The organism is Pseudomonas sp. efr-133-TYG-5 (assembly GCF_030209175.1).
Taxonomy (GTDB): Bacteria; Pseudomonadota; Gammaproteobacteria; order Pseudomonadales; family Pseudomonadaceae; genus Aquipseudomonas.
In genome coordinates this window covers 1,717,845-1,742,021 of record NZ_JARVSM010000001.1, presented here as the reverse complement: position 1 = coordinate 1,742,021, position 24,177 = coordinate 1,717,845, and the positions used below count along the sequence as shown (strand labels likewise).

The window sequence follows — 24,177 nt, the reverse complement described above, 5'->3', positions numbered from 1 at the left end:
GTCCCCCTCAAATCGCCATAAAACGAGCGCTCGCGGTCATTGCACCTGCGCCCGGACCGGCAGAAAGGTTGAGCCAGATGGCCGTAACGCTGAGAAAACAGTGCGCAGCCCTGTGACGAACGAGAGGGGAGACGATGAAGGCAGTTATTTTGGCGGGTGGCCTGGGCACGCGCATCAGTGAAGAGTCGCACCTCAAGCCGAAACCGATGATCGAGATCGGTGGCAAGCCAATTCTCTGGCACATCATGAAGCAGTATTCCGCGCACGGAATTCACGATTTCGTGATTTGCCTTGGCTACAAGGGCTATGCGATCAAGGACTTCTTCGCCAACTACTTCCTGCACACCTCCGACGTCACCTTCGACATGCGCGAAAACCGCATGGATGTGCATCAGAACTACAGCGAGCCATGGCGCGTCACGCTGATCGACACCGGCGAGGAAACCATGACCGGTGGCCGTCTGCGGCGCGCCTCGCGTTACCTGGAAAACGAAAAAGCCTTCTGCTTTACCTATGGCGACGGGGTCTCTGACCTGAACATCAGCGCGCTGGTCGACTTCCACCTGACCCACGGTAAACTGGCCACCGTCACCGCCGTGCAACCGCCGGGACGCTACGGTGCGCTGGATCGCGACGGCGACCAGGTGCTGGGTTTCACCGAGAAACCGCGCGGCGACGGTGGCTGGATCAACGGCGGCTTCTTCGTCCTGTCGCCCAAAGTCCTGCCGCTGATCGACGGCGACGAAACGTCGTGGGAATCCGGGCCGCTCGACGGTCTGGCCGCGCGCGGTGAGCTGATGGCGTACCAGCACGAAGGGTTCTGGCAGCCGATGGACACCCTGCGCGACAAGAATCACCTCGAAGCCCTGTGGCAGAGCGGGGAGGCCCCATGGAAGCAATGGGCCTGAGTGCGGAATTCTGGCGCGGCAAGCGCGTTCTGGTCACCGGCCACACCGGCTTCAAGGGCAGCTGGCTGACCCTGTGGCTGCAGAGCCTTGGCGCCGATGTCAGCGGCTTTGCCCTCGATCCGTCGACCGAGCCCAGCCTGTTCGGGCTGGCGCGGGTTGGCGAAGGGATCAACGATCAGCGCGGTGACCTGCGCGACCTCGGCGCCTTGCTCGAGGTCATTGCCGACACCGAGCCGGAGATCGTCCTGCACCTGGCGGCCCAACCGCTGGTGCGTGAAGGTTATCGCGATCCGCTCGGCACCTATTCCAGCAACGTCATGGGCACGCTCAACCTGCTCGAAGCGATTCGGCAGGTCGGTTGTGTGCGTGCCTGTGTGCTGGTGACCACCGACAAGGTCTACGCCAACAAGGAATGGCTGTGGCCGTACCGCGAAGACGAAGCCCTCGGTGGTCACGATCCCTACAGCAGCAGCAAGGCCTGCTGTGAACTGCTGGCGCAGTCTTACGCGGCGTCGTTCTTCCCGGCCGACCAATACGCCGAGCACGGCCTGGCCCTGGCCACTGCCCGCGCCGGCAATGTCCTCGGTGGCGGCGACTTTGCCCCGGAGCGTCTGATTCCCGATGTGCTCAGGGCCTGGACGGCCGATGAGCCGGTGACCCTGCGTTACCCGCAAGCCGTGCGCCCGTGGCAGCACGCGCTGGAGCCGCTGGCCGGCTACCTGCAACTGGCGGCCGGGCTCTACCAGCAAGGCCCGCAATACGCCGGGGCGTGGAACTTCGGCCCCGGCGAGGCGGACATGTGCAGCGTCGGCGAAGTGGTCGAGCTGCTCGCCAACCGCTGGCCGCAAGCCCGTGGCCTGCGCATCGAGCCGAGCGACCTGCACGAGGCCGGCCTGCTGCGCCTGGACAGCAGCCGCGCTCGCCAGGTGCTTGGCTGGCAGCCGCGCTGGTCGTTGCAGCAATGCCTGACCCAGACCCTCGACTGGCACCTGGCCTGGCAGAACGGCGACGACATGCGCGCCGTGAGCCTGGGCCAACTGAACCTGTACCGGGGCGCGCTGTGAGCGAATTTTCCTTGCAGGCGTTGCCGCTGGCCGGGCTGTTCAGCGTCCAGCACAAACGCTTCGAAGACCAGCGCGGGCACTTCGCCCGGCTGTTCTGCGAAGGCAGCCTGAGCGCGTTCGGCCGCGCCTTTCATATCCGCCAGATCAACCATTCCTGCACGCGCGAGAAGGGCAGTGTGCGCGGCCTGCATTACCAGAACGCCAACGCGCCGGAAGCCAAGCTGATTACCTGCCTGCGCGGTGAAGTGTGGGACGTGGCGGTGGACCTGCGCCCGGACTCGCCGACCTTTCTGCACTGGCATGCCGAACACCTCAAGGCCGGCGATGGCCGCAGCCTGCTGATCCCGCCCGGCTTCGCCCATGGTTTCCAGACCCTGACTGACGATGCCGAGCTGCTTTACCTGCACAGCGCCGACTACGCGCCGGAGCACGAAGGCGGGCTGTCGGTGAACGACCCACGGCTGGCGATTGCCTGGCCGTTGCCTGTCAATAATTTGTCAGCGCGCGATGCCAGTCATCCTGCGCTCGATCAACACTTTGCCGGAGTGCGTGTATGAACTGCCGTGGGTGCGCCGCACCGCTGAGCCTGCCGCTGATCGATCTCGGCACCTCGCCACCGTCCAACGCCTACGTGCCCGCCGAGCGCCTGGAGCAGGCCGAGCAGTGGGTGCCGCTGAAGGTTGCCGTGTGCCAGCAGTGCTGGCTGGTGCAGACCGAGGATTACACCCGCGCCGACAGCCTGTTCGACGCCGAGTACGCCTACTTCAGTTCGTTCTCCAGCACCTGGCTGGCCCATGCCGAGCACTATGTCGCGCAGATGGTCGAGCGCTTCGACCTGGGCGCCGACAGCCGCGTGGTGGAAATCGCCGCCAACGACGGCTACCTGTTGCAGTACGTGGCCAGGCGCGGCATCCCGTGCCTGGGCGTCGAGCCGACCCGCAGCACGGCGCAGGCGGCCCGCGAGAAGGGCCTGGAGATTCGTGAGCTGTTCTTCGGTCGCGACACGGCCACGCAGCTCGTCAGCGAAGGGTGGAGCGCCGATCTGATGGCGGCCAACAACGTCCTCGCACACGTACCGGACATCAACGATTTTCTTGCCGGTTTCGCCACGCTGCTCAAGCCGAGCGGTGTCGCCACCTTCGAATTTCCGCAGCTGCTGACGCTGATGGCCGGCCAACAGTTCGACACGCTGTATCACGAGCACTATTCGTATCTGTCGTTGACCGCCGTGCAGACCCTGTGCGAGCGCAATGGCCTGCAAGTGTTCGACGTCAGCTCGCTGAGCACGCATGGCGGCTCGCTGCGGGTGTTCGTCCAGCGCCAGGACGGCCAGCGTCGCGCGGTGCAGCCGGCCGTGCAGCAACAGCTGCAGGCCGAGCTCGAAGCCGGGGTGAAGACACCCGCGTACTACGCAACCCTCGCGCCAGCCGCCGAAAGCATCAAGCACCAGTTGCTGCGCTTCCTGTTGCAGGCCAAGGCCGAAGGCAAGCGGGTGGTCGGCTACGGCGCGGCCGCCAAGGGCAACACCTTGCTCAACTACGCCGGGGTGCGCGCGGATCTGCTGGCCTGGGTCGCCGATGCCAACCCGCACAAGCAGGGCAAGTACCTGCCGGGCAGCCGCATTCCGATCGTGGCGCCGGAGCGTATCGGTCTCGAGCAGCCCGATTACATTCTGGTCCTGCCGTGGAACCTGTTGAGCGAAGTCACCCAGCAGTTGGCGGCGGCCAAGGCCTGGGGCGCCCGTTTTGTCGTCGCCGTTCCGGAGTTGAGCATTCAATGAGCAGAATTCATTACACCAAGCCCAGCGTTGGCGAACTCGAAGCGCAGTACGCGCTGGACGCCGTGCAGAACGGCTGGGGCGCGCGTTGCTACGAATACCTGACGCGCTTCGAGCATGGCTTCGCCGAGCACCTGGGCGCGACCTATGCGATCGCCACCTCGAGCTGCACCGGGGCGCTGCACATGGGCATGGCGGCACTGGGTGTCGGCGCCGGTGACGAAGTGATCCTCGGCAACACCAACTGGATCGCGTCGGCGGCACCGATCACTTATCTGGGCGCCACGCCGGTATTTGTCGATGTCCTGGCCGACAGCTGGTGCCTCGACCCGCAGCAGGTCCGCGCCGCGATCAACCCGCGCACCAAAGCCATTTTGGCGGTGCACCTGTACGGCAATCTTTGCGACATGGATGCCTTGCTGGCCATCGGCAAGGAATTCGGCATCCCGGTGATCGAGGATGCGGCGGAAGCCATCGGCTCGCAGTGGCGTGGTCGCGCAGCCGGTTCGCTGGGGGCGTTCGGCGCGTTCTCGTTCCACGGCACCAAGACCATGACCACCGGCGAGGGCGGCATGTTCGTCACCTCGGACAAAGCCTTGTACGAGCGCGTGCTGACCCTGTCCAACCATGGCCGGGTGGCGGGCTGCAGCAAACAGTTCTGGCCGGACTTCGTCGGTTTCAAATACAAGATGAGCAACCTGCAGGCGGCGGTCGGCTGCGCCCAGGTCGAGCGGATCGAAGAGTTGATCGCGCGCAAGCGGGCGATTTTCGATTACTACGCGCGGGCCTTGACGGTATTGCCGGGGGTCGCGATGAACCCACAACCTGCGCATGCGCGCAACGGCTACTGGATGCCGACGGTGGTGTTCGAAGAATCCACCGGGATCACCCGCGAAGCGCTGATCGCGGCCTTCCAGGCAGCCGATATCGACGCCCGGGTGTTCTTCTGGCCGCTGTCCTCGCTGCCGATGTTCGACGTGGCTGTGGATACCCCGGTGGCCTTTGCGTTGCCGGGTCGTGCAATCAACCTGCCTAGCTACCACGACATGACCGACGCGGATCAGGACCGGGTCATCGCTGTCGTGCGCGACGTTCTCAAGCACAAGGGGAAACTGTGAAAGTCTATCTATTGGGTGCGGCCAATCCGGAAACGCTGCGCATGATCCAGGCGGTTCAGCGCGTGCAGCCGAACCTGGAGTTTGCCTTCCTCGACAACGATCCTGCCAAGCAGGGCACGCTGTTCTACGGCCTGCCGGTGGTGGGCGGGCTGGATCGCGTAGCCGAGCTCAAGGGCGACGATGTGCGGTTCGTCAACCTGATTACCGGCAGCACGGCCACGCGTTATGAAACCACCTGCCGCATCGTCGAGGCCGGAGGTCGGCTGGGCAACTTTCTGCACCCTGGCATCGACCTGACCATGACGCGCATGGGCGTGGGCAACTACTTGCAGGAAGGCGTGATTCTCCAGGCCGAAGTGTCCATCGGCGATAACAGCAGTATTCATATGGGGGCCTTGATTGCCCATGAAAGCCATGTCGGCAACTCGGTGTTCATTGCCCATGGCGTGAGTGTGTCCGGCTGCTGCGACATCGGCGACGGCACCTTCATCGGCACCAACGCCAGCATCCTGCCGCGCATTCGCATCGGTCGCTGGGCGACCATCGGCGCCGGCGCCGTGGTGACCAAAGACGTACCGGACTACGCGGTCGTTGTCGGTAACCCGGGCAAAGTCATCAAGACCAATCCTGATTCCTTTCAAGACGGCCGGGTTTTCAAATAACCGCCGCAAGCTCATTTCTGGAGTGTGCAATGAATCCGCATGAACAGTTTCGTGAAGAAGTAAAAGACAACATCCAAGGGCTGCAACAGGACAAGGCCCTGCAAGCGGCCTCGCAGGACTGGATCGATTCGACCGCCAAGCACAAGTACACCTACAACTTCAGCTGGATGGGCCGCCCGATCATTCAGTTTCCCCAGGACATGATCGCCATGCAGGAGATCATCTGGACGGTGCAGCCGGACATCATTGTCGAAACCGGCATCGCCCATGGCGGCTCGCTGGTGTATTACGCCTCGATGCTGGAACTGATCGGCAAAGGCCACGTGCTGGGTATCGATATCGACATCCGTCAGCACAATCGCGAAGCCATTGAAGCTCACCCGATGAGCAAGCGGATCGAGATGATCCAGGGCTCGAGCATCGACCCGGCGATCGTCGAGCAGGTGCGTCAGCGTGTCGCCGGCAAGAAAGTGCTGGTGGTGCTGGACTCCAACCACACCCACGAGCACGTGCTGGCGGAGTTGCAGGCCTACGCGCCGCTGACTTCGGTGGGCAGTTACTGCGTGGTCATGGATACCGTCGTCGAAGACATGCCACAGGACGCGTTCCCTGATCGCCCGTGGGGCAAGGGCGACAACCCGAAAACCGCGGTCTGGGCCTACCTGGACGAAAACCGCGATTTCGAGATCGACCAGGCCGTGCACGGCAAGTTGCTGATCACAGTCGCGCCGGATGGCTATCTGCGTCGCGTTCGTTAATCGACAAGACATCGTTGAGTTCTTTCGGCTAGTCGCCGGTTGGGGAAATTTTTATGCAAGGCAAGAACCGCTCTGAAAACGAATTGGCGCTCAACGAACAGTTGACCGTGGTGCTGATATCACACGAACGACCGGCGTTCCTGCGGCGCGCGGTGACGTTCTACAGCAGCTTGCCGTGCAGGGTCCTTGTCCTCGACTCGTCTGCCGAGGCGCAACCGGGCATAGCCGGTGTCTACCCGAACGTCGACTACCAGCACCTGCCGCAGTACGGCTACTGGGGCATTCGCGCCAAGCTGGCCTATGGCGTGGATCAGGTCGCCACGCCGCTGATGGTGTTTGCCGCCGACGACGACTTCCACGTGCCCGAAGCCTTGCATGAGTCCGTTGCGTTCATGCAGGCCAACCCCGATTACACCCTCTGCCACGGCTACAGCATGATGTACCTGTCGCTGGCCAACAGCGTCAGCTACTACCGCCGCGACAAGAAAGTCTGCGAAGACTATGCCTCGGACGTGGCCGAGGATCGGGTCAACGAATACCTGTACCAGTATCTGCCGCCGTTCTACGCGGTCCAGCGCACGGCCGTGCTGCAAGAGTGGTACCGGATCCTGCCGCACGAGACGTCCTTCCAGTGGCAGGAAGTCGGGCACACCTATTACCTGCTGGCGCGGGGCAAGGCGCGGATTCTGCCGATCCCCTACGTGGTGCGGGAACTCAACTACGAACACTCCGACCACAACACCGAGATTTTCCACTCGCTGGCCCACACCGATGCCAAATCGGTCGCCGAGCGTGAAGCCTTCGCCGAATTCCTCGCCGGGTTGCCGACTCAGCTCCAGCATGCTGATCCACAGCAGGGCAAGCAGTCCGTGCTGAACAGTTTCGCAACGCTCACCGACGGCCTGCGTACCGGCCGAGCGCTGACCGCCGAGCTGATTTTCGAGTCGGCCTGGACGGATGTCGAAGCCGGTCCGCAGCGCCGCTTCGGTCCGAAGCAGTACGTCGAAATGCCGTTCTACAACAAGCCGTTCTTCGATCAGCTGAGCCATTTCGAATTCCTCCTGCACGCGATGCCGGCAGGGCGTATGCAGTTGCAGAACCTGGAAGGGATCTGGGCCCGCCAGCAGAGCCTGATGCTGGCGCGCAACAACGACACCGCGCAAAGCGTGATCGATCGCCTGTGGCAGGCGCATGACGCCAACGTGTTCAACCGTCAGGTCATCAGCCGGTTGATCGAGCAACTGCCAGCGCTGGGTGAGGAAGAAGACGCGCAGAAACTGCGCGACTGGCTGGTGCGCCTTGAAGCGGTATCGCCGCAAGGCAATCAGCAGGCGTTCAGCAAGATGCTTACCGGTCGCCTGCTCCAATGGCTGGCGGCGCGCCAGCCGAGTGAGCAGCAGGCCCAGGCCATTGCCCGCCACCTGGCGGCCAACGGTGGCGGTCCGCAGTTCGGGATTTTCCTGCTCGACCTGGATAACGACATCGACAAGTTGCAGGTCACCCTGGACAGCTTGCTCGAAGGTCACAGCAAGGCATTCAAAGTGGTGGTGTTCACCACCGGCGAGCCGCTGGCGGCGACCACCGCGCAGAACACCCTGCATTTCGTGCGGGTCACCCAGAGCAACTTCGTCGACAAACTCAACCTGAGCGTGCGGCAGTCGCCTTGCGACTGGCTGCTGCTGGCCGAGGCCGGCGACGAGTTCACCGCGGGCGGTCTGCTGCGTGCGGGCCTGGAGCTGCAGGCGGCCGGCGAGTGCCGCGCAGTCGCCACCGACGAAATCCAGCGCTCCGCCGACGGTGCGCTGGTCGACGTGTTCCGCCCGGGCTTCAATCTCGACTTGCTGCAAAGCCTGCCGGCGCTGATGGCGCGGCACTGGCTGATCCGTCGCGATGTACTGATCGAAGCGGGCGGCTACCAGGCCGACTTCAGCAAAGCGCTGGAATTCGACCTGCTGCTGCGCATCATCGAGCAGGGTGGCCTTGGCGGTCTGGCGCACCTCGACGAGCCGTTGCTCATCAGTCAGGCGCGCGAGCTGCAGGAAAACCCCGACGAGCGTCTGGCACTCCTGCGCCACCTCGGCAATCGCGGCTACAAAGCCAAGCTCACCTCGACGCAGCCGGGCACTTATCAAGTCGATTATCGCCACACCGAGCAACCGCTGGTGTCGATCATCCTGCCGGCCAGCGCTGACCTGCCGACCCTGCAGCGCTGCCTCGAAGGCGTGTTGCTGCGTACCCGCTACACCCGCTATGAAGTGCTGGTCGCGGCGCAGCCGAACCTGTCGGCCGAGGTCAACGACTGGCTGGGTTCGCTGAGCAACCGCAAGGTACGCGTGCTGCGTGCCGAGCAGGCGCTGAGCGACGTGGCGCTGTGCAACGCCGCCGCGCAAGAAGCCGATGGGGAATACCTGGTGCTGCTGGCCGCGGACAGCGAAGTGGTCAACCCGAACTGGATCGAGGCGCTGCTCAATCACGCCCAGCGTCCGGAAGTCGGCATCGTCGGGCCGAAACTGGTCGACCGCGACGGGAACGTCTCCCAGGCCGGGCTGATCCTCGGCATGCACGACGCTGTCGGCTCGGCCTTCATCGGCGAGAAACACAGTGCCGACGGCTACCTGTATCGCTTGCAGGTGGAGCAGAATTACTCGGCCGTATCGGGCGTGTGCCTGATGGTCGGCAAAGCGCTGTTCGACGCCCTCGGTGGCCTCGACGAGCAGGCGTTTGCCGCAGGCTTCGCCGATGTCGACCTGTGCCTCAAGGCCGGGCAGGCCGGACTCCTCACCGTGTGGACGCCGCAAGTGCAGGTCATTCACGACGGTCGGCTGCCACAGGCCCCCGAGGCCTTGCAGACCTTGCAGGAAAAATGGCCGGCGGCATTTGCCCAGGACCCGGCCTACAACGCGAACCTGAGCCTGAGCGGCAAAGGCTTTGTTCTCAATGAACGTGCATCTTTGGACTGGGCGCAGTGGCTCGCCTGAGCCTTGCGCACAGAGAACAGGACTCAAGACATGTTCAACGGTAAATCGATTTTCCTGCGCCGCGCCGATGCGTTCGGTCTGGCCCCGGTCGGCGATCTCGCCGACCGGCACGCGAAGCGTCCGGCATGATTCCCTACGGACGGCAGAGCGTCGATGCGGCGGATATCGAGGCGGTGGTCGCGGTGCTGCAATCGGATGGGGTTCCCCAGGGAGCGGCCATCGAAAGCTTCGAGCGCGCAGACATCGACGCGGTGGTTGCGGTATTGCAATCGGACTGGCTGACCCAGGGGCCGACCATCGAGCGCTTCGAGCGGGCGATGGCTGAACGCTGCCAGGCCGATTTCGCTGTGGCGGTGTGCAATGCCACGGCGGCGCTGCACATTGCCTGCGTGGCGGCCGGGCTCGGCCCTGGCGATCGCTTGTGGACGACGCCGAACACCTTTCTGGCCTCGGCCAATTGCGGTCGTTATTGCGGCGCCGACGTCGACTTCGTCGACATCGATCCGCTGACCTGGAACCTCGATGCCGAGGTGCTGGCGAGCAAGCTCGAGGCGGCCGAGCAGCAGGGGACGCTGCCCAAGGTGCTGGTCGCCGTCGCGTTCGCCGGCCAGAGCTGTGACATGCGGCGCATTGCCGAGCTGGCCGAGCGTTACAACTTTACGGTGATCGAAGACGCTTCCCATGCGGTCGGCGCGTCCTACGCCGGGCGTCCGGTCGGGTGCGGCGAGTTTGCCGCGATGACCGTGTTCAGCTTTCATCCGGTGAAAATCATCACCAGTGCCGAGGGCGGCATGGTCCTGACCAACCGTGCGGATCTGGCCGAGCGCCTGCAACGCCTGCGTTGCCATGGCATGACCCGCGACCCGGCGCAGATGATCGGGCCCACCCATGGGCCGTGGTATTACCAGCAGGTCGAGCTCGGTTTCAATTACCGGATTACCGACCTGCAAGCCGCATTGGGGCTGTCGCAGATGAGCCGGCTCGACGCATTTGTCGCCCGTCGCCGCGAACTGGCCGCGCGTTACGAACGCTTGCTGGCGTACTTGCCGGTGACGCTGCCGAGTGCGCAGGCGGAAGCCGAATCGGCCTGGCACCTGTACGTGATCCGCTTGCAGACCGAGCGCATCGGCCGCAGCCACCGCGAGGTGTTCGAGGGCTTGCGCGCGGCCGGTATCGGGGTGAATCTGCATTACATTCCGCTGCACCTGCAGCCGTACTACCGCGACCTGGGCTTTGCCGAGGGGGATTTCCCCGAGGCCGAGCGCTATTACGCCGAAGCGATCAGCCTGCCGATGTTTCCGCTGCTCAGTGCTGAACAACAAGACCATGTGGTCGAGCAACTGCGCCGGTTGACCGAATAAGCGGCCCCGGGGTGACGGATGAGAGTCAGCAATGCGTGATCTGAGTGAGCAGGAAAAATTCTGGCAGGGCGAGTTCGGCAATCAGTACGTCGAGCGCAATGTCGGCCAGCCGCTGGTAGCGGCCAATCTGGCGCTGTTCGCCAAGGCATTGACGCGCGCCGCACGGATCGACAGCCTGGTGGAGCTGGGCACCAATGCCGGCAACAACTTGCAGGCGCTGCATCAATTGTTGCCGCGTTGCGAACTGTTCGGCGTCGAAATCAACGCCAGTGCCTGCGCCCAGGCCCGAGCGCTCGGCATCGCGCAGATCTGGCACGGTTCGTTGTTCGATTTTGCGCCCGCGCGGCGCTACGACCTGACGTTGAGCAAGGGCGTGCTGATTCATCTGGCACCGGAACTGCTGGCGAGCGCCTACGCACAACTGTATGAGCTGAGCCAGCGCTACATCCTGATCGCCGAGTACTACAATCCTGTGCCGGTGGAAGTTTCCTATCGCGGCAACAGCGGCAAATTGTTCAAGCGCGACTTTGCCGGTGAAATGCTTGACCGTTATCCTGACCTGCAACTGCTGGATTACGGATTCGGCTATCACCGTGATCCGCAATTCCCGGTGGATGACATCACCTGGTTTCTGTTGGAAAAACGCCTTTGAGTCACGTTGCAATCATTCCGGCTCGTGGAGCCAGCAAACGTATCCCGCGCAAGAACCTGAAGCCGTTCGACGGCGTGCCGATGATTGCCCACTCGATCCGCACGGCGCTGGCGTCGGGGCTGTTCGAGCAGGTCGTGGTCAGCACCGACGATGAGGAAGTCGCCGCGGTGGCCCGCGAATATGGGGCGCAAGTGCCGTTCCTGCGTCCGGCGGCGCTGGCCGATGACTTCACCGGCACCGCCGCGGTCATCGTGCATGCCTTGCAGCAACTGCCGGCCTTCGAGTACGCCTGCTGTATCTACGCCACGGCTCCGCTGTTGCAGGCGCGGTATCTGCGCCAGGGCCTGGAATTGCTCGAGCAGCATCGGCACCGGTCCTTCGCGTTCTCGGTGTGCAATTTCGGCTTCCCCGTGCAGCGCGCGCTGACCGTCGACGGGCAGGGCGCCTTGAGCGCGTTGTACCCCGAATTTCGCAACACGCGTTCCCAGGATTTGCCCGAGGCGTTTCAGGATGCCGGGCAGTTCTATTGGGGGCGCAGTGAGGCCTGGTTGCGCGGCGACGTGCTGTATTCGCCGGCCAGCCTGCCGGTGATCCTGCCACGCCATCTGGTGCAGGACATCGACACCGCCGAAGACTGGCAGCGGGCCGAATACCTCTACGCTGCGCTCAAGGCCGGTGGAGAACTGCAATGAGAGTACTGATTCGCGCCGACGCCTCGCCAACCATCGGCAGCGGCCACATCGCCCGTTGCCTGCCGCTGGCGCGGGTGCTGCGGGCCCAGGGCAGTCACGTCGCGTTCGCCTGCCGGCGTCTGCCGGGGCACCGCATCGAGGCCTTGCGCAGCGAAGGCTTCGCAACCTTTGCGCTGCCCGAGCGTTATGTCGATGAGGACCCGCACCAGGCCATCGAATCGATGCTGCCCTGGCAGGCCGACATCGACGCCCTGGCGAAAGAGCTGCAGGATCAGGCCGCATTCGACTGGATCATCGCCGACCATTACGGCCTCGATCACCACTGGCAGACCGCCGCGCGGCGCTGGGCGCCACGCATTGCCGCGGTGGATGACCTGGCGACGCGCCGCTACAGCGTCGACCTGCTGCTCAATCAGAACCTCTCGGGCCTGAGCGAGAACTATCAGCCTCTGCTGCCCGCCGGATGCCGCACGTTACTCGGTCCACGCTACGCCATGCTGCGCGAAGAATTCAGTGCACCGGCCATCGCCATCAAACCCCAGGCGCGGCGGGTGCTGGTGAATTTCGGCGGCTTCGATGCCGCCATGCAGACCCATCATGCAATGCAGGCGCTGGCGGATTTTGCCGACCTGGAAGTGGATTTCGTCGCCGGCGCCGACAACCCGGCGTGGGCGCAGATGCAGGCGCTGGCCCGGACACGACCGCACTGGCGCCTGCACAGTTTCGTCAGCGATTTCCATCAGCGCATGATCGCGGCCGACCTGTTCATCGGCGCCGGTGGTGGCACCAGTTGGGAGCGTGCGGCGCTGGGGTTGCCGACGATCTGCATCGCCGTGTCGAACAACCAGCAGGCCAACGGCGAGGTGATGGCGGCGGCGGGTGCGCATGTGTTCATGGGCGCCCGCGAGCAGGTCAGCGTCGAACAGTTGCGCGATGCCGTCGGTTTTGTCCTCAATAATTTCTATTTGCGCCAGAGCCTGGCCGAGCGCTCGCGGCAACTGGTCGATGGGCGTGGCGCGCTGCGGGTGGCCGCCGCCCTGGCCGGCGCGGTGCTCAAGGTGCGGCCAGCGACGCTGGATGACGCGCAGTTGCTGTTCGACGGGCGCAATGCCGAGGCTGTGCGCCGCCGGTCGCTGGACAGCGGCGTGATCGCGTGGCCGCAACACCTGAACTGGCTGACCGCCAGTCTGCGCAATCCACAACGTCTGCTGTTGATCGCCGAAGCCGATGACGGCCCGGTCGGTGTGCTGCGCTACGACGTGCGTGGTTTCGCCGCCGAAGTGTCGATCTATCTGCTCGAAGGTCGTCTGGGCCTGGGCTGGGGCAGGGCGCTGCTCGAACGCGGCGAAGAGGTGGTCGCGGCACACTGGCCGCAACTGACCGCCATCACCGCCCGGGTGCTGCCGACCAACCGGCCGTCAATGAAGGTATTTGCTGAGGCCGGGTTTGCCCAGGATGCCAGTGTCTTTACCCGTGTTTTGAAGGATGGCAGGCAATGAGCAGTTTCTCCATCGGCGAACGCCGGATCGGTGCCGACGCGCCGCCGTTCATCATTGCCGAGATGAGCGGCAACCATAATCAGTCGCTGGATGTGGCGTTGCAGATTGTCGAAGCGGCGGCCCGCGCCGGCGCCCATGCCTTGAAACTGCAGACCTACACGGCCGAAACCATGACCCTGGATCTGGCGCACGGCGAGTTCTTCATCGAGGACCCGGGCAGCCTGTGGGCGGGCACCTCGCTCTACGATCTGTACGAAAAGGCCCATACGCCCTGGGAGTGGCACGCGCCAATCTTCGCCCGCGCCAAGGAACTGGGCATGCTCGCGTTTTCGACGCCGTTCGACGACACAGCCGTGGATTTTCTCGAAAGCCTCGACGTGCCGGCCTACAAGATCGCCAGTTTCGAAAACACCGATCTGCCGCTGATCCGCCGTGTGGCGGCCACCGGCAAGCCACTGATCATCTCCACCGGCATGGCGAGCATTGCCGAGCTCGATGAGACCGTGCGCGCCGCCCGCGAAGCCGGGTGTCGCGATCTGGTCTTGCTCAAGTGCACCAGCACCTACCCGGCGACACCGCTCAACAGCAACGTGCGCACGATTGCGCATCTGCGGGAACTGTTCGGTTGCGAGGTCGGCCTGTCCGATCACTCGATGGGCGTCGGCGTGTCGGTGGCGGCGGTGGCGCTGGGCGCGACGGTGGTGGAAAAGCACTTCACCCTCGATCGTTCCGCCGGCGGCGTCGACGCCAGCTTCTCCCTGGAACCGGCGGAGCTGGCCAGCCTGGTGGTGGAAACCGAACGCGCCTGGCAGGCCATGGGTCAGGTGCACTACGGCGTCACCGAGGCCGAGCGCAAGTCGCTGGTCTACCGCCGTTCGTTGTACGTCAGCGCCGACATGGCCGCCGGCGAACCCTTCACGCGCGCCAATCTGCGCGCCATTCGCCCGGGCCTCGGCCTGCCGCCCAAGCACACCGATGCGGTGCTCGGCCGCCATGCCCGCACGGCGATCAAGCGCGGTACGCCGCTGGACTGGTCGTTGGTCGAATGAGCCGATCTGCCACCGATTCGGCAAAATAGCGTGACCTGCGAGTCATAACGCGCATCTTCACTGTATTGTATTGACCGGGGAGATGGCGCCTGGCCCGTTATCGGTTCCAGTGATAGCCCTTTGCGCTCCCCGTGGCTGCCCGTTGTGGCGGCCGTTTTCTGTTTGTCGGCGCCCCTCGAATCCTTGCGAGCGGTGGTATTGGGCTGTTTATTATTGGGAAGCCGTAATGATTGGCATAAAAAGCATTGCGAGCTACGTTCCTGTAGCCGGCGTGGACAATTACGCACAAGGTGCAAAATTCGAGAAGGATGAAGAATTCATCCTCGGCAAGATCGGTTCGGCCTTCCTGCCACGTAAAGATGCAGAGCAGGAAACCTCCGATCTGTGCGTTGAAGCGGCCAATGCGCTGTTTGCCAACAACCCTGAACTGAAGCGTGAATCGATCGACGCGCTGATTGTCGTCACCCAGAACGGTGACGAAGAAGGCCTGCCGCACACGGCTGCCATCGTCCAGGACAAACTCGGCCTGCCGACCCATGTCGCGGCGTTCGATATTTCCCTGGGCTGCTCCGGTTATGTCTACGGCATCTACGCGATCAAGGGTTTCATGGAAGCTGCCGGCCTGAAGAACGGCCTGCTGATCACCGCTGATCCGTATTCGAAGATTGTCGATCCGGAAGACCGCAACACCACCATGCTGTTCGGCGACGCCGCCACGGCGACCTGGATGGGCGAGAACCCGGCCTGGGCGCTGGGCAAGGCCAAGTTCGGCACCGACGGTTCCGGTGCGCCGCACCTGAAGGTCACCGATGGCGTGTTCTTCATGAACGGCCGCCAGGTGTTCAACTTCGCCTTGCTGAAAGTCCCGGCACACTTGCATGAACTGCTCGACGATTCCGGCCTCAGCGCCGATGACATCGACGCCTTCTGCATCCACCAGGGCAGCGCGGCGATCGTCGATGCCGTGGCGCGACGCTTCGAAGGCGAGCCGGAGAAGTTCATCAAGGACATGGTCGAGACCGGCAATACCGTGTCGTCGAGCGTGCCGCTGCTGCTGGAAAAACACGTGCTCGATTCCGACTGGCAGCGCATCGCGATCAGTGGTTTCGGGGTCGGACTGTCGTGGGGCTCGGCGATTATCTATCGTCCTTGAGTACGGACAGCACGGCTGATACAAAAATAGCGTTCAAGGGGTAACCTTTGAACGCTATTTTTTTGCCTGTAGGGAGTGCGAGGCGTCATGAGCGAGTTTTTTCCATCCAACGCCGAAGTCATCGAGCGCCGCTGGCCGGCCCTGCTGGCACGCCTGCTGGCGGAAGACAGTGCGTCGATCGACGCTGACCTGTGCCAGGGGCGCGGCTCGACGCTGACGGTCGCCGGGGTTCAGCTGACCAGTCGCCATGACCGCGTCCACGAAGCCCGGATCCAGGCCGCCAGCCTGCCGGCGGACAAGCCGCAGTTGCATGTCTACGGCACCGGCCTTGGGGATTTGCCGACGGTGCTGCTGGAACGCACCGGACTCGAGCGCCTGTATGTGCATATCCTCAATGGCGCGTTGTTCGCCCTGGTCCTGCAGCTGCTCGACCAGCGCCAATGGCTGCAGGATTCGCGCGTGGAGCTGTTGTATGCCGGTGATCTGCCCGACATTTGCACGCCGTTCTTTGCCCTGCCGGCGGAGATGCTCCTGGCTGACGATTTCAACGCCAAGATTCGTGATCGACTGGTCAGTGAAGTGCACCTGAGCTTCAACAATCGCGAGTTCGATCCGCAGTCACCGTTCATTCAGCAACGCTTGCAGGACTGTTTGCCGGTGCTCCTGGCTGACCCTGACGTGGCGCAGTTGTTTGGTACCTGCGCGGGCCGCGACGTCTATGTCATCGCTACGGGGCCTACGCTGGAGCAGCATTACCAGCGCCTGGCGGCGATTCGCGAGCGCGCCGAGCGGCCCTTGTTCATGTGTGTCGATACCGCTTACCGGCCACTGCGCGAACACGGCATCGTCCCCGACCTCGTGGTCAGCATCGATCAGCGCATCGGTTTTCAACATTTGCCCGTCGAGGCGTCTGACGGTATCCCGCTGGTTTACCTGCCCATGAGCGACCCGACGTTGTTGCGGGCCTGGAAGGGCCCGCGTTATGGCGGCTACTCGGCCAGTCCGGTATATGCCGGGCTGCGTGCGCAATATCCGCGGGCCCTGCTGCATGTCGGCGGCAGCGTGATTCACCCGGCAGTGGACCTGGCAGTGAAGATGGGCGCGGCGCGCATCACGCTGTTCGGCGCCGACTTCGCCTTTCCGATGAACAAGACCCATGCCGGCTGGAACGATGGTGACCTGGGGCCGCCGGTGAGCGAGGCGCGGCACTGGGTGCGTGACGGTTTTGGCCAGCGGGTCAGCACGCAGCTGAATTTTCGCGGCTACCTGTGCGTGCTCGAGCGTTACATCGCCAGCCAGCCCCAGGTGCAGTTCTTCAACAGCAGCCGCGCCGGGGCATTGATTGCCGGTACCCGTTTCGATCAGGAGTTCGTGCAATGAGTGCGCTGCGCCGCTGTATCGACGAATGCCGGCAATGCGCCGGGCTGTTTCGCCTGGGGCGGGATGTCGAGGCCGCGTTGACCATGGTCGACGTGTTCGAGGGCGCGCAACGGCTGTTGCTGGCGGCGCCAGCGGACATTCAGCAGGACTGGGCGCTGGTGCTCGGGCAAATGCTCGATTGCCAGGCGCGCCAGGACTGGCTCGGTCTCGCCGACTTCATCGAATACGAATTGATCGAATTGCTGGAAAATGTCCCGGCCTGAATTCGCGCGACAGCGCTGGCGCGCAGGTTTGCGCCGCGCACGGTTTTATGACGCCATTTTATTGTAGGAAAGGTGCTGCTAAGTCCTTGTTTTCTTGGGGGTGGCAGGGTGATGGCAAAAATTTTCAAAAAAGCCCTCAAGCAACCTGCAAACCCGACGATAACTATTACGAAGGTTCTCTAGGCCATACCCGGCGGTTGCCAGGGCCGGAAGCCGCAGTACCCAACCAACGAGGAATTCGTCATGGCTTTAACAGTAAACACCAACACTACATCGTTGAACGTTCAGAAAAACCTGAACCGCGCTTCCGACGCTCTGTCGACTTCGATGCAACGCCTGTCTTCCGGCCTGAAAATCAACAGCGCCAAAGACGACGCCGCTGGCCTGCAGATCGCTACCCGCATGTCCTCGCAGATCCGCGGTAACACCCAGGCTATCCAGAACGCCAACGACGGTATCTCCGTTGCCCAGACCGCTGAAGGCGCTCTGCAAGCTTCGACCGACATCCTGCAGCGTATGCGTGAACTGGCTGTTAAAGCACGTAACGGTACCAACGGCACTGCTGACCAGACCGCAACCAACGCTGAATTCGCTCAGATGTCTGACGAAATCACCCGTATCTCGGCTGCTACCAACCTGAACGGCAAAAACCTGCTGGACGGTTCGGCTGGTACTGTGACCCTGCAAGTTGGCGCAAACACCGGTTCGGCTAACCACATCGACCTGGTACTGAGCGGCAAGTTCGACGCAGCCAGCCTGTCGGTAGGTAGCGGTTCTGTTGTTCTGACCGGTGCTACTTCCGCAGCCGCCGCTTCGAACATCGACAACGCGATCACCGCGATCGACGCTGCAATCGCCACGATCAACGCCACTCGCGCCAGCCTGGGTGCTTCCCAGAACCGTCTGACCAGCACCATCTCCAACCTGCAGAACATCACTGAAAACACCACTGCTGCACAAGGTCGCGTACAAGATACCGACTTCGCCGCAGAGACTGCTAACCTGACCAAGCAGCAAACCCTGCAACAGGCTTCGACCTCCGTTCTGGCTCAAGCCAACCAACTGCCTTCCGCTGTACTGAAGCTGCTTCAGTAATTTCGGAATGAGTTTTGGCGGGGGAGTGCGCTTGTCGTGCTCTCTCGCTTTTTCACGTTAGGAGGTGATGGGCATGGACATGAGCGTAAAGCTTAACGTGTCTTATCCGGCTCCCAAGCCAGTGACTGCGGTTGCTGAGCAGCCGTCAGAGACGCCTAAGGTCGCCAGTAAAGCCGATGCTCCGACTCCGGTGGCAAAGCAGCAAGGCTCGGATGACGAGAAATTGAAACTGGCGGTGCAAGAGATCGAGAAGTTCGTCCAATCGATCAAGCGTAACCTGGAGTTCTCGATCGACGAGCACTCTGGCAAGGTCATCGTCAAGGTGATCGCAAGCGAGACGGGTGAAGTCGTACGCCAGATCCCCTCCGCAGAAGCCCTGAAGCTGGCAGACAGCCTCGCCAATGCAAGCCATGTGTTGTTCGACGCCAAAGTCTGATAGCTGGCATGAATAGTGTTTGTCTTTCTTTAATGACGCCGGGAAGGGTCAAAAGACTGGCAACAACCTGAAGGGAGATGCACATGGCAAGTCCAATTTTACCGGGTTCGGGCCTGGGTTCCGGCCTGGACATCGGTGCCATCGTGACTGCGCTGGTGAACGCCGACAAATCGGCGAAGCAGACGCAGATCGATACCGCGACCAAAACCAACACCCTGAAGATTTCCGGTGTCGGCTCGCTCAAGAGTGCATTGACCGCATTCCAGACGGCGATGACCAACCTGGGCAGCAAGACCAATCCTGCGTTTGCCGGTTACACGGCGACTTCGGGTACGCCGGCGACACTGACCGCGACGTCTGACAATACCGCCGTTTCGGGTAATTACAGCGTTGTCGTGGAGAAACTGGCCACCGGTTCGAAAGTCGCCAGCGCATCCTTTGCCGGCGGTGCGACCAGTGCCATTCCGAGTGGTACCCTGAAAATCAGTCAGAATGGCACTGATTACAACGTCACGATCCCGGCCAACGCCACCCTGCAAAGCACGCGTGATGCGATCAACACGGCTCAGGGCGCCAACGGTATTTCCGCCAACATCGTGACCGACGCTACCGGTGCTTCGCGCCTGGTGATCAACTCGAGCAAGACCGGTGCGGGTTCCGACCTGACCGTCAGCGGTATCGCCGGTCTGGAAATCGATGGCACCCAGGTGATGGGCGCCAGCCCCGCGCCAGGCGCTTCCGGTGCGGTCAGCGCTGTTGCCAGCGACGCCAAGCTGACCATCGATGGTCTGGCGGTGACCAGCAAGAGCAACACCGTGACCGGCGCCATCAGTGGCCTGACCCTGAACCTGGTGGCGGCCAGTCCGACCGCGGCGACCGTTACCGTCGACAACAACACCAAAGGCCTGCAGACTTCGATCCAGACCTTCGTCGATGCCTACAACACGCTGAAGACCACCATCGATACGCTGTCCAAGGCCACGCCGGACGAAGACGGCAACCTGACCGTGCAAGCGGCGTTCACCGGTGACTCACTGCCGCGTTCGCTGATCGCCGACATCCGTGGTCAGCTGACCGCCACCGGCGCTGGCGGCCCTCTGGCTGTGCTGTCGCAGCTGGGCGTGTTGACCGACCGCAACACCGGTAACCTGACCTTCGACACCGCCGCTTTCAACAAGACCATGGCGCAGCCGGGCATGACTGGCCAGGTCCAGCAGCTGTTCACCGGCACCAACGACACCAACGGTCTGTTGGCGCGCATGAACAAGGCGGTCGATCCGTACCTGAAAGGGGCGACCAGCACCTCGCCGGGTCTGCTCGATCAGCGCCTGACCATCCTCAACGCCAACACCAAGAACATTACCAACCAGCAGTTGGCTCTGGATCTGCGTGTGGCCAACCTGACCAAGACGTTGACTGCCAAGTACAACGCCATGGACTTGCTGGTCGGGCAGATGAAGGCGACGGCGAGCAACATCACCTCGTTCTTCAGCTCGCTGAACGCGCAGCAATCGGCGAAGTAACATGCAATAGCGACAAAAACCCGGCTACGCTTTCAGGCGTGCGCCGGGTTTTTGTCTTATTGGTCTAAAGTTTTTCGACTCGCAGGCGATACACTGATCATACGAGTCATTGTGGCAAATGAGGTAGAACATGAATCCGATGTTAGCCCTTCGGCAATACCAGAAAGTCGGTGCTCACGCGCAGACGTCCGAAGCCAGTCCGCACCGTCTGGTACAAATGCTGATGGAAGGCGGTCTGGACCGCATCGCTCAGGCCAAGGGTGCCATCGAGCGCAAGGACATTCCTGGCAAATGCACCTCGATCAGCAAGGCCATTGGCATTGTCAGCGGTCTGCGCGAAGGCCTGGATCTGGAAAACTGTGCCGATACCCTGGCAGACCTGGATGGCCTGTACATCTACATGATGAAGCGTCTGGCCGAGGCCAATATCAGCAGCGACCCGCGGATTCTCGATGAGGTAGCCGGCTTGCTGACTACGGTCAAAGAAGGCTGGGACGCCATCGCGCCTACGCCCGCTCCGCAGTTTTGAGGAGATCACCATGAGTCTTGTATTGCAGCGAATCGAAGACACCCGCGTGGCGTTGGTCAGTGCCCTGGCCGAGCGTAACTGGGAGGCCATCGGTCAACTGGACCTGGATTGCCGTTCCTGCATGGAAGACGTCCTGAGTGAGGCTTCGCTGGACGAAGTGGCACTGCGTGACAACCTCGAAGAGTTGTTGCACGTGTATAAAGAGTTGCTCGAAGTGGCAATGGGTGAGCGTCAGGCGATAGTCGACGAGATGTCGCAGATCACCCAAGCGAAGAATGCGGCAAAGGTTTACCATCTGTTTGGTTAATTAACCCCCAGTTAATCCAGACATGTGCGCCATAAATTTGACTGTGCACGGTTTTTTGACTTAACTAGTGGCTGTTTCCAGATTTCAGGCGTCTACAGGCACTAGGTGTCCTGCAAGCGTCTCGCTTGCCCCTCATTTTGGGCATTGAGTTGACTAGGGAAGTTGCTATTGCATGTGGCGTGAAACCAAAATTCTGCTGATCGATGACGATAGCGTCCGCCGCCGCGATCTGGCGGTGATTTTAAATTTTCTCGGTGAAGAAAATTTACCCTGCGGTAGCCATGACTGGCAGCAGGCTGTCGGCTCTTTGTCGTCAAGTCGTGAAGTCATTTGTGTACTGATCGGGACGGTCAATGCTCCGGGTGCACTTCTGGGCTTGTTAAAGACACTGTCAACCTGGGATGAGTTCCTTCCGGTTTTGCTGATGGGCGATAATTCTTCCGTCGACCTGCCGGAAGACCAGCGCCGCCGCGTGCTGTCGACCCTGGAAATGCCGCCCAGCTACAGCAAACTGCTCGACTCCCTGCATCGCGCCCAGGTCTATCGCGAGATGTACGACCAGGCCCGCGAGCGCGGCCGGCATCGCGAACCCAATCTGTTCCGCAGCCTCGTCGGCACCAGCCGGGCGATCCAGCATGTGCGGCAGATGATGCAGCAGGTGGCCGACACCGACGCCAGCGTGCTGATCCTCGGCGAGTCCGGCACCGGCAAGGAAGTGGTCGCGCGCAACCTGCACTACCATTCCAAGCGCCGCGACGCGCCGTTCGTCCCGGTCAACTGCGGGGCGATCCCGGCCGAGCTGCTCGAAAGCGAATTGTTCGGTCACGAGAAGGGCGCTTTCACCGGTGCAATCACCAGCCGTGCCGGGCGTTTCGAACTGGCCAACGGCGGCACGCTGTTTCTCGACGAAATCGGCGACATGCCACTGCCGATGCAGGTCAAACTGCTGCGCGTGCTGCAGGAGCGCACGTTCGAGCGCGTGGGCAGCAACAAGACCCAGAGCGTCGACGTGCGCATCATCGCCGCGACACACAAGAATCTCGAAAGCATGATCGAGATCGGCACCTTCCGCGAAGACCTCTACTATCGCCTGAACGTGTTCCCGATCGAGATGGCCCCGCTGCGTGAGCGCGTCGAAGACATCCCGCTGCTGATGAACGAACTGATCTCGCGCATGGAGCACGAAAAGCGCGGCTCGATCCGCTTCAACTCTGCCGCGATCATGTCGCTGTGCCGGCACGGCTGGCCGGGCAACGTCCGCGAACTCGCCAACCTGGTGGAGCGCATGGCGATCATGCATCCGTACGGGGTGATCGGTGTGGTCGAGTTGCCGAAGAAATTCCGCTACGTCGACGATGAAGACGAGCAGATGGTCGACAGCCTGCGCAGCGATCTCGAAGAGCGCGTGGCAATCAACGGCCACACCCCGGACTTCACCGCCAACGCCATGCTGCCGCCGGAAGGCCTGGACCTGAAGGACTACCTCGGTGGGCTGGAACAGGGTCTGATCCAGCAGGCGCTGGACGATGCCAACGGTATCGTCGCGCGGGCGGCCGAACGTCTGCGCATTCGCCGTACCACGCTGGTGGAGAAGATGCGCAAGTACGGCATGAGCCGGCGCGAAGGTGACGAACAGGCGGATGATTGACGCCTGTTTTTCAAGCGCTTCATTTATAAGCGGTTTTTTTTCGGCACGGGTATTGCTACAGCCCTCGCAACGTTCCGTTTCACTGACGGTCAGCCAAGCGAGAGAGCCCAATGCCCCAAGCCTCCCAGATGTCTTCTGTTGCCGATTCTTCGGGGCAACTGCCGTCCGTTGAGCAGGCGAGCCGGCAGGGGCTTGAGCAGGCATTCGCGCTGTTCAACCAGATGTCCAGCCAACTGACCGACTCCTACAGCCTGCTGGAAGCGCGGGTCACCGAGCTCAAGGGCGAGCTGGCCGTGGTCAGTGCCCAGCGCATGCAGGAACTGGCCGAGAAAGAACGCCTGGCCAACCGTCTGCAAAACCTCCTTGATCTGTTGCCCGGTGGCGTCATCGTCATCGATGGCCACGGTATCGTCCGCGAGGCCAATCCGGCGGCCATCGAGCTGCTTGGCCTGCCGCTGGAGGGCGAGCTGTGGCGCCAGGTGATCGCCCGCTGCTTCGCTCCGCGCGAGGACGACGGCCACGAAATCTCGCTGAAAAACGGTCGACGCCTGTCGATCGCCACCCGCTCGCTGGATGCCGAGCCGGGGCAGCTGGTGCTGCTCAACGACCTGACCGAAACCCGTCACCTGCAGGATCAGCTGGCCCGCCACGAACGCCTGTCGTCGTTGGGGCGCATGGTCGCCTCGCTGGCTCATCAGATCCGTACACCGCTTTCCGCCGCGCTGCTCTACGCCAGTCATTTGACTGAGCAGGCATTGCCCGTCGCGACCCAGCAGCGTTTCGCCGGGCGCCTCAAGGAGCGTCTGCACGAACTCGAGCATCAGGTGCGCGACATGCTGGTGTTCGCTCGCGGGGAATTGCCGCTGACCGACCGCATCACCCCCAGTGCCTTGATGCAGTCGCTGCAAGCGGCGGCGCTGACCCACGTGCAGGATCTGCCGATCCGCTGGCAGTGCGACAGTCACGCTGGCGAGTTGCTGTGCAATCGCGACACCCTGGTCGGCGCCGTGCTCAACCTGATCGAAAACGCGATTCAGGCCAGCAGCGGCGAGGTGCGTCTGAAAGTGCATTGCTACACCCGCGACAACACGCTGCGCCTGTGTGTCAGCGACAGCGGCAGCGGGATCGAACCGGCCGTGCTGGCGCGCCTCGGCGAGCCGTTTTTCACCACCAAAGTCACCGGTACCGGCCTCGGCCTGACCGTGGTCAAGGCTGTGGCACGGGCCCATCAGGGAGAATTGCAGTTGCGCTCGCGGGTCGGGCGCGGCACCTGCGCGCAGGTTGTGCTGCCGCTGTTTTCCGCTGTACAGGGAGCTGAGTGAAGG

General features: G+C 62.6%; 23 protein-coding genes. All 23 read left to right on the top strand.

Annotated features, from left to right (window positions below):
- Positions 1 to 134: 134 nt before the first annotated feature.
- The 23 genes from rfbF to QRN70_RS07780 all read left to right on the top strand — a co-directional run bounded on the left by rfbF (position 135) and on the right by QRN70_RS07780 (position 24,174).
- On the top strand, positions 135 to 908 hold the full coding sequence (gene rfbF / locus QRN70_RS07890) for a glucose-1-phosphate cytidylyltransferase (protein WP_285416805.1): 774 nt from the start codon (positions 135 to 137) through the stop codon (positions 906 to 908).
- On the top strand, positions 890 to 1,972 hold the full coding sequence (gene rfbG / locus QRN70_RS07885) for a CDP-glucose 4,6-dehydratase (RefSeq protein WP_285416803.1): 1,083 nt from the start codon (positions 890 to 892) through the stop codon (positions 1,970 to 1,972). Before rfbF ends, rfbG begins: the two co-directional genes overlap by 19 nt.
- Positions 1,969 to 2,529: a dTDP-4-dehydrorhamnose 3,5-epimerase family protein gene (locus tag QRN70_RS07880; RefSeq protein WP_285416802.1), complete on the top strand. Its 561-nt coding sequence runs from the start codon at positions 1,969 to 1,971 to the stop codon at positions 2,527 to 2,529. Before rfbG ends, QRN70_RS07880 begins: the two co-directional genes overlap by 4 nt.
- Positions 2,526 to 3,752, top strand: a complete 1,227-nt coding sequence (locus QRN70_RS07875) for a class I SAM-dependent methyltransferase (protein WP_285416801.1) — start codon at positions 2,526 to 2,528, stop codon at positions 3,750 to 3,752. The genes QRN70_RS07880 and QRN70_RS07875 overlap by 4 nt, the downstream gene beginning before the upstream one ends.
- Entirely contained in the window at positions 3,749 to 4,867 is a 1,119-nt protein-coding gene (locus tag QRN70_RS07870) for a DegT/DnrJ/EryC1/StrS family aminotransferase (protein ID WP_285416799.1), read from the top strand. The genes QRN70_RS07875 and QRN70_RS07870 overlap by 4 nt, the downstream gene beginning before the upstream one ends.
- Positions 4,864 to 5,529, top strand: a complete 666-nt coding sequence (locus QRN70_RS07865) for a DapH/DapD/GlmU-related protein (RefSeq protein ID WP_285416798.1) — start codon at positions 4,864 to 4,866, stop codon at positions 5,527 to 5,529. The genes QRN70_RS07870 and QRN70_RS07865 overlap by 4 nt, the downstream gene beginning before the upstream one ends.
- Before the next feature lie 29 nt (positions 5,530 to 5,558).
- Positions 5,559 to 6,287 (top strand): cephalosporin hydroxylase family protein, encoded by a 729-nt coding sequence (locus QRN70_RS07860; RefSeq protein WP_285416797.1) that lies wholly within the window; start codon positions 5,559 to 5,561, stop codon positions 6,285 to 6,287.
- Positions 6,288 to 6,340: 53 nt separating this feature from the next.
- Complete coding sequence (locus QRN70_RS07855) at positions 6,341 to 9,265, top strand: glycosyltransferase family 2 protein (RefSeq protein ID WP_285416795.1); 2,925 nt, start codon at positions 6,341 to 6,343, stop codon at positions 9,263 to 9,265.
- 125 nt (positions 9,266 to 9,390) lie between these two features.
- Complete coding sequence (pseC, locus tag QRN70_RS07850; RefSeq protein WP_285416793.1) at positions 9,391 to 10,626, top strand: UDP-4-amino-4,6-dideoxy-N-acetyl-beta-L-altrosamine transaminase; 1,236 nt, start codon at positions 9,391 to 9,393, stop codon at positions 10,624 to 10,626.
- A gap of 31 nt (positions 10,627 to 10,657) precedes the next feature.
- On the top strand, positions 10,658 to 11,278 hold the full coding sequence (locus QRN70_RS07845; RefSeq protein ID WP_285416792.1) for a pseudaminic acid biosynthesis-associated methylase: 621 nt from the start codon (positions 10,658 to 10,660) through the stop codon (positions 11,276 to 11,278).
- Positions 11,275 to 11,970 carry a pseudaminic acid cytidylyltransferase gene (pseF, locus tag QRN70_RS07840; protein ID WP_285416791.1) on the top strand — a complete coding sequence of 232 codons (696 nt, stop codon included), beginning with the start codon at positions 11,275 to 11,277 and terminating at the stop codon, positions 11,968 to 11,970. Before QRN70_RS07845 ends, pseF begins: the two co-directional genes overlap by 4 nt.
- On the top strand, positions 11,967 to 13,469 hold the full coding sequence (pseG, locus tag QRN70_RS07835) for a UDP-2,4-diacetamido-2,4,6-trideoxy-beta-L-altropyranose hydrolase (protein ID WP_285416789.1): 1,503 nt from the start codon (positions 11,967 to 11,969) through the stop codon (positions 13,467 to 13,469). Before pseF ends, pseG begins: the two co-directional genes overlap by 4 nt.
- Entirely contained in the window at positions 13,466 to 14,518 is a 1,053-nt protein-coding gene (pseI, locus tag QRN70_RS07830) for a pseudaminic acid synthase (protein ID WP_285416787.1), read from the top strand. The genes pseG and pseI overlap by 4 nt, the downstream gene beginning before the upstream one ends.
- A gap of 226 nt (positions 14,519 to 14,744) precedes the next feature.
- Positions 14,745 to 15,671 (top strand): ketoacyl-ACP synthase III, encoded by a 927-nt coding sequence (locus QRN70_RS07825; RefSeq protein WP_285416786.1) that lies wholly within the window; start codon positions 14,745 to 14,747, stop codon positions 15,669 to 15,671.
- An 87-nt stretch (positions 15,672 to 15,758) separates the two neighbouring features.
- Positions 15,759 to 17,051, top strand: a complete 1,293-nt coding sequence (locus QRN70_RS07820; protein WP_285416785.1) for a motility associated factor glycosyltransferase family protein — start codon at positions 15,759 to 15,761, stop codon at positions 17,049 to 17,051.
- The gene (locus tag QRN70_RS07815; RefSeq protein WP_285416784.1) at positions 17,048 to 17,314 is read left to right on the top strand and encodes a hypothetical protein; all 267 of its coding nucleotides are present in this window, start codon (positions 17,048 to 17,050) and stop codon (positions 17,312 to 17,314) included. The genes QRN70_RS07820 and QRN70_RS07815 overlap by 4 nt, the downstream gene beginning before the upstream one ends.
- Before the next feature lie 243 nt (positions 17,315 to 17,557).
- The gene (locus tag QRN70_RS07810) at positions 17,558 to 18,409 is read left to right on the top strand and encodes a flagellin domain-containing protein (RefSeq protein ID WP_285416783.1); all 852 of its coding nucleotides are present in this window, start codon (positions 17,558 to 17,560) and stop codon (positions 18,407 to 18,409) included.
- A gap of 73 nt (positions 18,410 to 18,482) precedes the next feature.
- A complete protein-coding gene (locus tag QRN70_RS07805; RefSeq protein WP_285416782.1) occupies positions 18,483 to 18,845 on the top strand; it encodes a flagellar protein FlaG in 363 nt (120 codons plus the stop codon).
- Positions 18,846 to 18,928: 83 nt separating this feature from the next.
- Positions 18,929 to 20,368, top strand: coding sequence for a flagellar filament capping protein FliD (fliD, locus tag QRN70_RS07800; RefSeq protein ID WP_285416781.1), 1,440 nt, complete (start codon positions 18,929 to 18,931; stop codon positions 20,366 to 20,368).
- Positions 20,369 to 20,498: 130 nt separating this feature from the next.
- Positions 20,499 to 20,897, top strand: a complete 399-nt coding sequence (gene fliS / locus QRN70_RS07795; protein WP_285416780.1) for a flagellar export chaperone FliS — start codon at positions 20,499 to 20,501, stop codon at positions 20,895 to 20,897.
- A gap of 10 nt (positions 20,898 to 20,907) precedes the next feature.
- Positions 20,908 to 21,204 (top strand): flagellar protein FliT, encoded by a 297-nt coding sequence (fliT, locus tag QRN70_RS07790; protein ID WP_285416779.1) that lies wholly within the window; start codon positions 20,908 to 20,910, stop codon positions 21,202 to 21,204.
- A gap of 172 nt (positions 21,205 to 21,376) precedes the next feature.
- Complete coding sequence (locus QRN70_RS07785; protein WP_003222863.1) at positions 21,377 to 22,852, top strand: sigma-54 dependent transcriptional regulator; 1,476 nt, start codon at positions 21,377 to 21,379, stop codon at positions 22,850 to 22,852.
- Between the two features lie 128 nt (positions 22,853 to 22,980).
- Positions 22,981 to 24,174, top strand: coding sequence for a sensor histidine kinase (locus QRN70_RS07780; RefSeq protein WP_285418047.1), 1,194 nt, complete (start codon positions 22,981 to 22,983; stop codon positions 24,172 to 24,174).
- Positions 24,175 to 24,177 lie beyond the last annotated feature (3 nt).

Coding starts and splice junctions, on each gene's coding strand:
- rfbF (WP_285416805.1), top strand. CDS start 135: ATGAAGGCAGTTATTTTGGCGGGTGGCCTGGGCACGCGCATCAGTGAA.
- rfbG (WP_285416803.1), top strand. CDS start 890: ATGGAAGCAATGGGCCTGAGTGCGGAATTCTGGCGCGGCAAGCGCGTT.
- QRN70_RS07875 (WP_285416801.1), top strand. CDS start 2,526: ATGAACTGCCGTGGGTGCGCCGCACCGCTGAGCCTGCCGCTGATCGAT.
- QRN70_RS07870 (WP_285416799.1), top strand. CDS start 3,749: ATGAGCAGAATTCATTACACCAAGCCCAGCGTTGGCGAACTCGAAGCG.
- QRN70_RS07860 (WP_285416797.1), top strand. CDS start 5,559: ATGAATCCGCATGAACAGTTTCGTGAAGAAGTAAAAGACAACATCCAA.
- QRN70_RS07855 (WP_285416795.1), top strand. CDS start 6,341: ATGCAAGGCAAGAACCGCTCTGAAAACGAATTGGCGCTCAACGAACAG.
- pseC (WP_285416793.1), top strand. CDS start 9,391: ATGATTCCCTACGGACGGCAGAGCGTCGATGCGGCGGATATCGAGGCG.
- QRN70_RS07845 (WP_285416792.1), top strand. CDS start 10,658: ATGCGTGATCTGAGTGAGCAGGAAAAATTCTGGCAGGGCGAGTTCGGC.
- pseG (WP_285416789.1), top strand. CDS start 11,967: ATGAGAGTACTGATTCGCGCCGACGCCTCGCCAACCATCGGCAGCGGC.
- pseI (WP_285416787.1), top strand. CDS start 13,466: ATGAGCAGTTTCTCCATCGGCGAACGCCGGATCGGTGCCGACGCGCCG.
- QRN70_RS07825 (WP_285416786.1), top strand. CDS start 14,745: ATGATTGGCATAAAAAGCATTGCGAGCTACGTTCCTGTAGCCGGCGTG.
- QRN70_RS07820 (WP_285416785.1), top strand. CDS start 15,759: ATGAGCGAGTTTTTTCCATCCAACGCCGAAGTCATCGAGCGCCGCTGG.
- QRN70_RS07815 (WP_285416784.1), top strand. CDS start 17,048: ATGAGTGCGCTGCGCCGCTGTATCGACGAATGCCGGCAATGCGCCGGG.
- QRN70_RS07810 (WP_285416783.1), top strand. CDS start 17,558: ATGGCTTTAACAGTAAACACCAACACTACATCGTTGAACGTTCAGAAA.
- QRN70_RS07805 (WP_285416782.1), top strand. CDS start 18,483: ATGGACATGAGCGTAAAGCTTAACGTGTCTTATCCGGCTCCCAAGCCA.
- fliD (WP_285416781.1), top strand. CDS start 18,929: ATGGCAAGTCCAATTTTACCGGGTTCGGGCCTGGGTTCCGGCCTGGAC.
- fliS (WP_285416780.1), top strand. CDS start 20,499: ATGAATCCGATGTTAGCCCTTCGGCAATACCAGAAAGTCGGTGCTCAC.
- fliT (WP_285416779.1), top strand. CDS start 20,908: ATGAGTCTTGTATTGCAGCGAATCGAAGACACCCGCGTGGCGTTGGTC.
- QRN70_RS07785 (WP_003222863.1), top strand. CDS start 21,377: ATGTGGCGTGAAACCAAAATTCTGCTGATCGATGACGATAGCGTCCGC.
- QRN70_RS07780 (WP_285418047.1), top strand. CDS start 22,981: ATGTCTTCTGTTGCCGATTCTTCGGGGCAACTGCCGTCCGTTGAGCAG.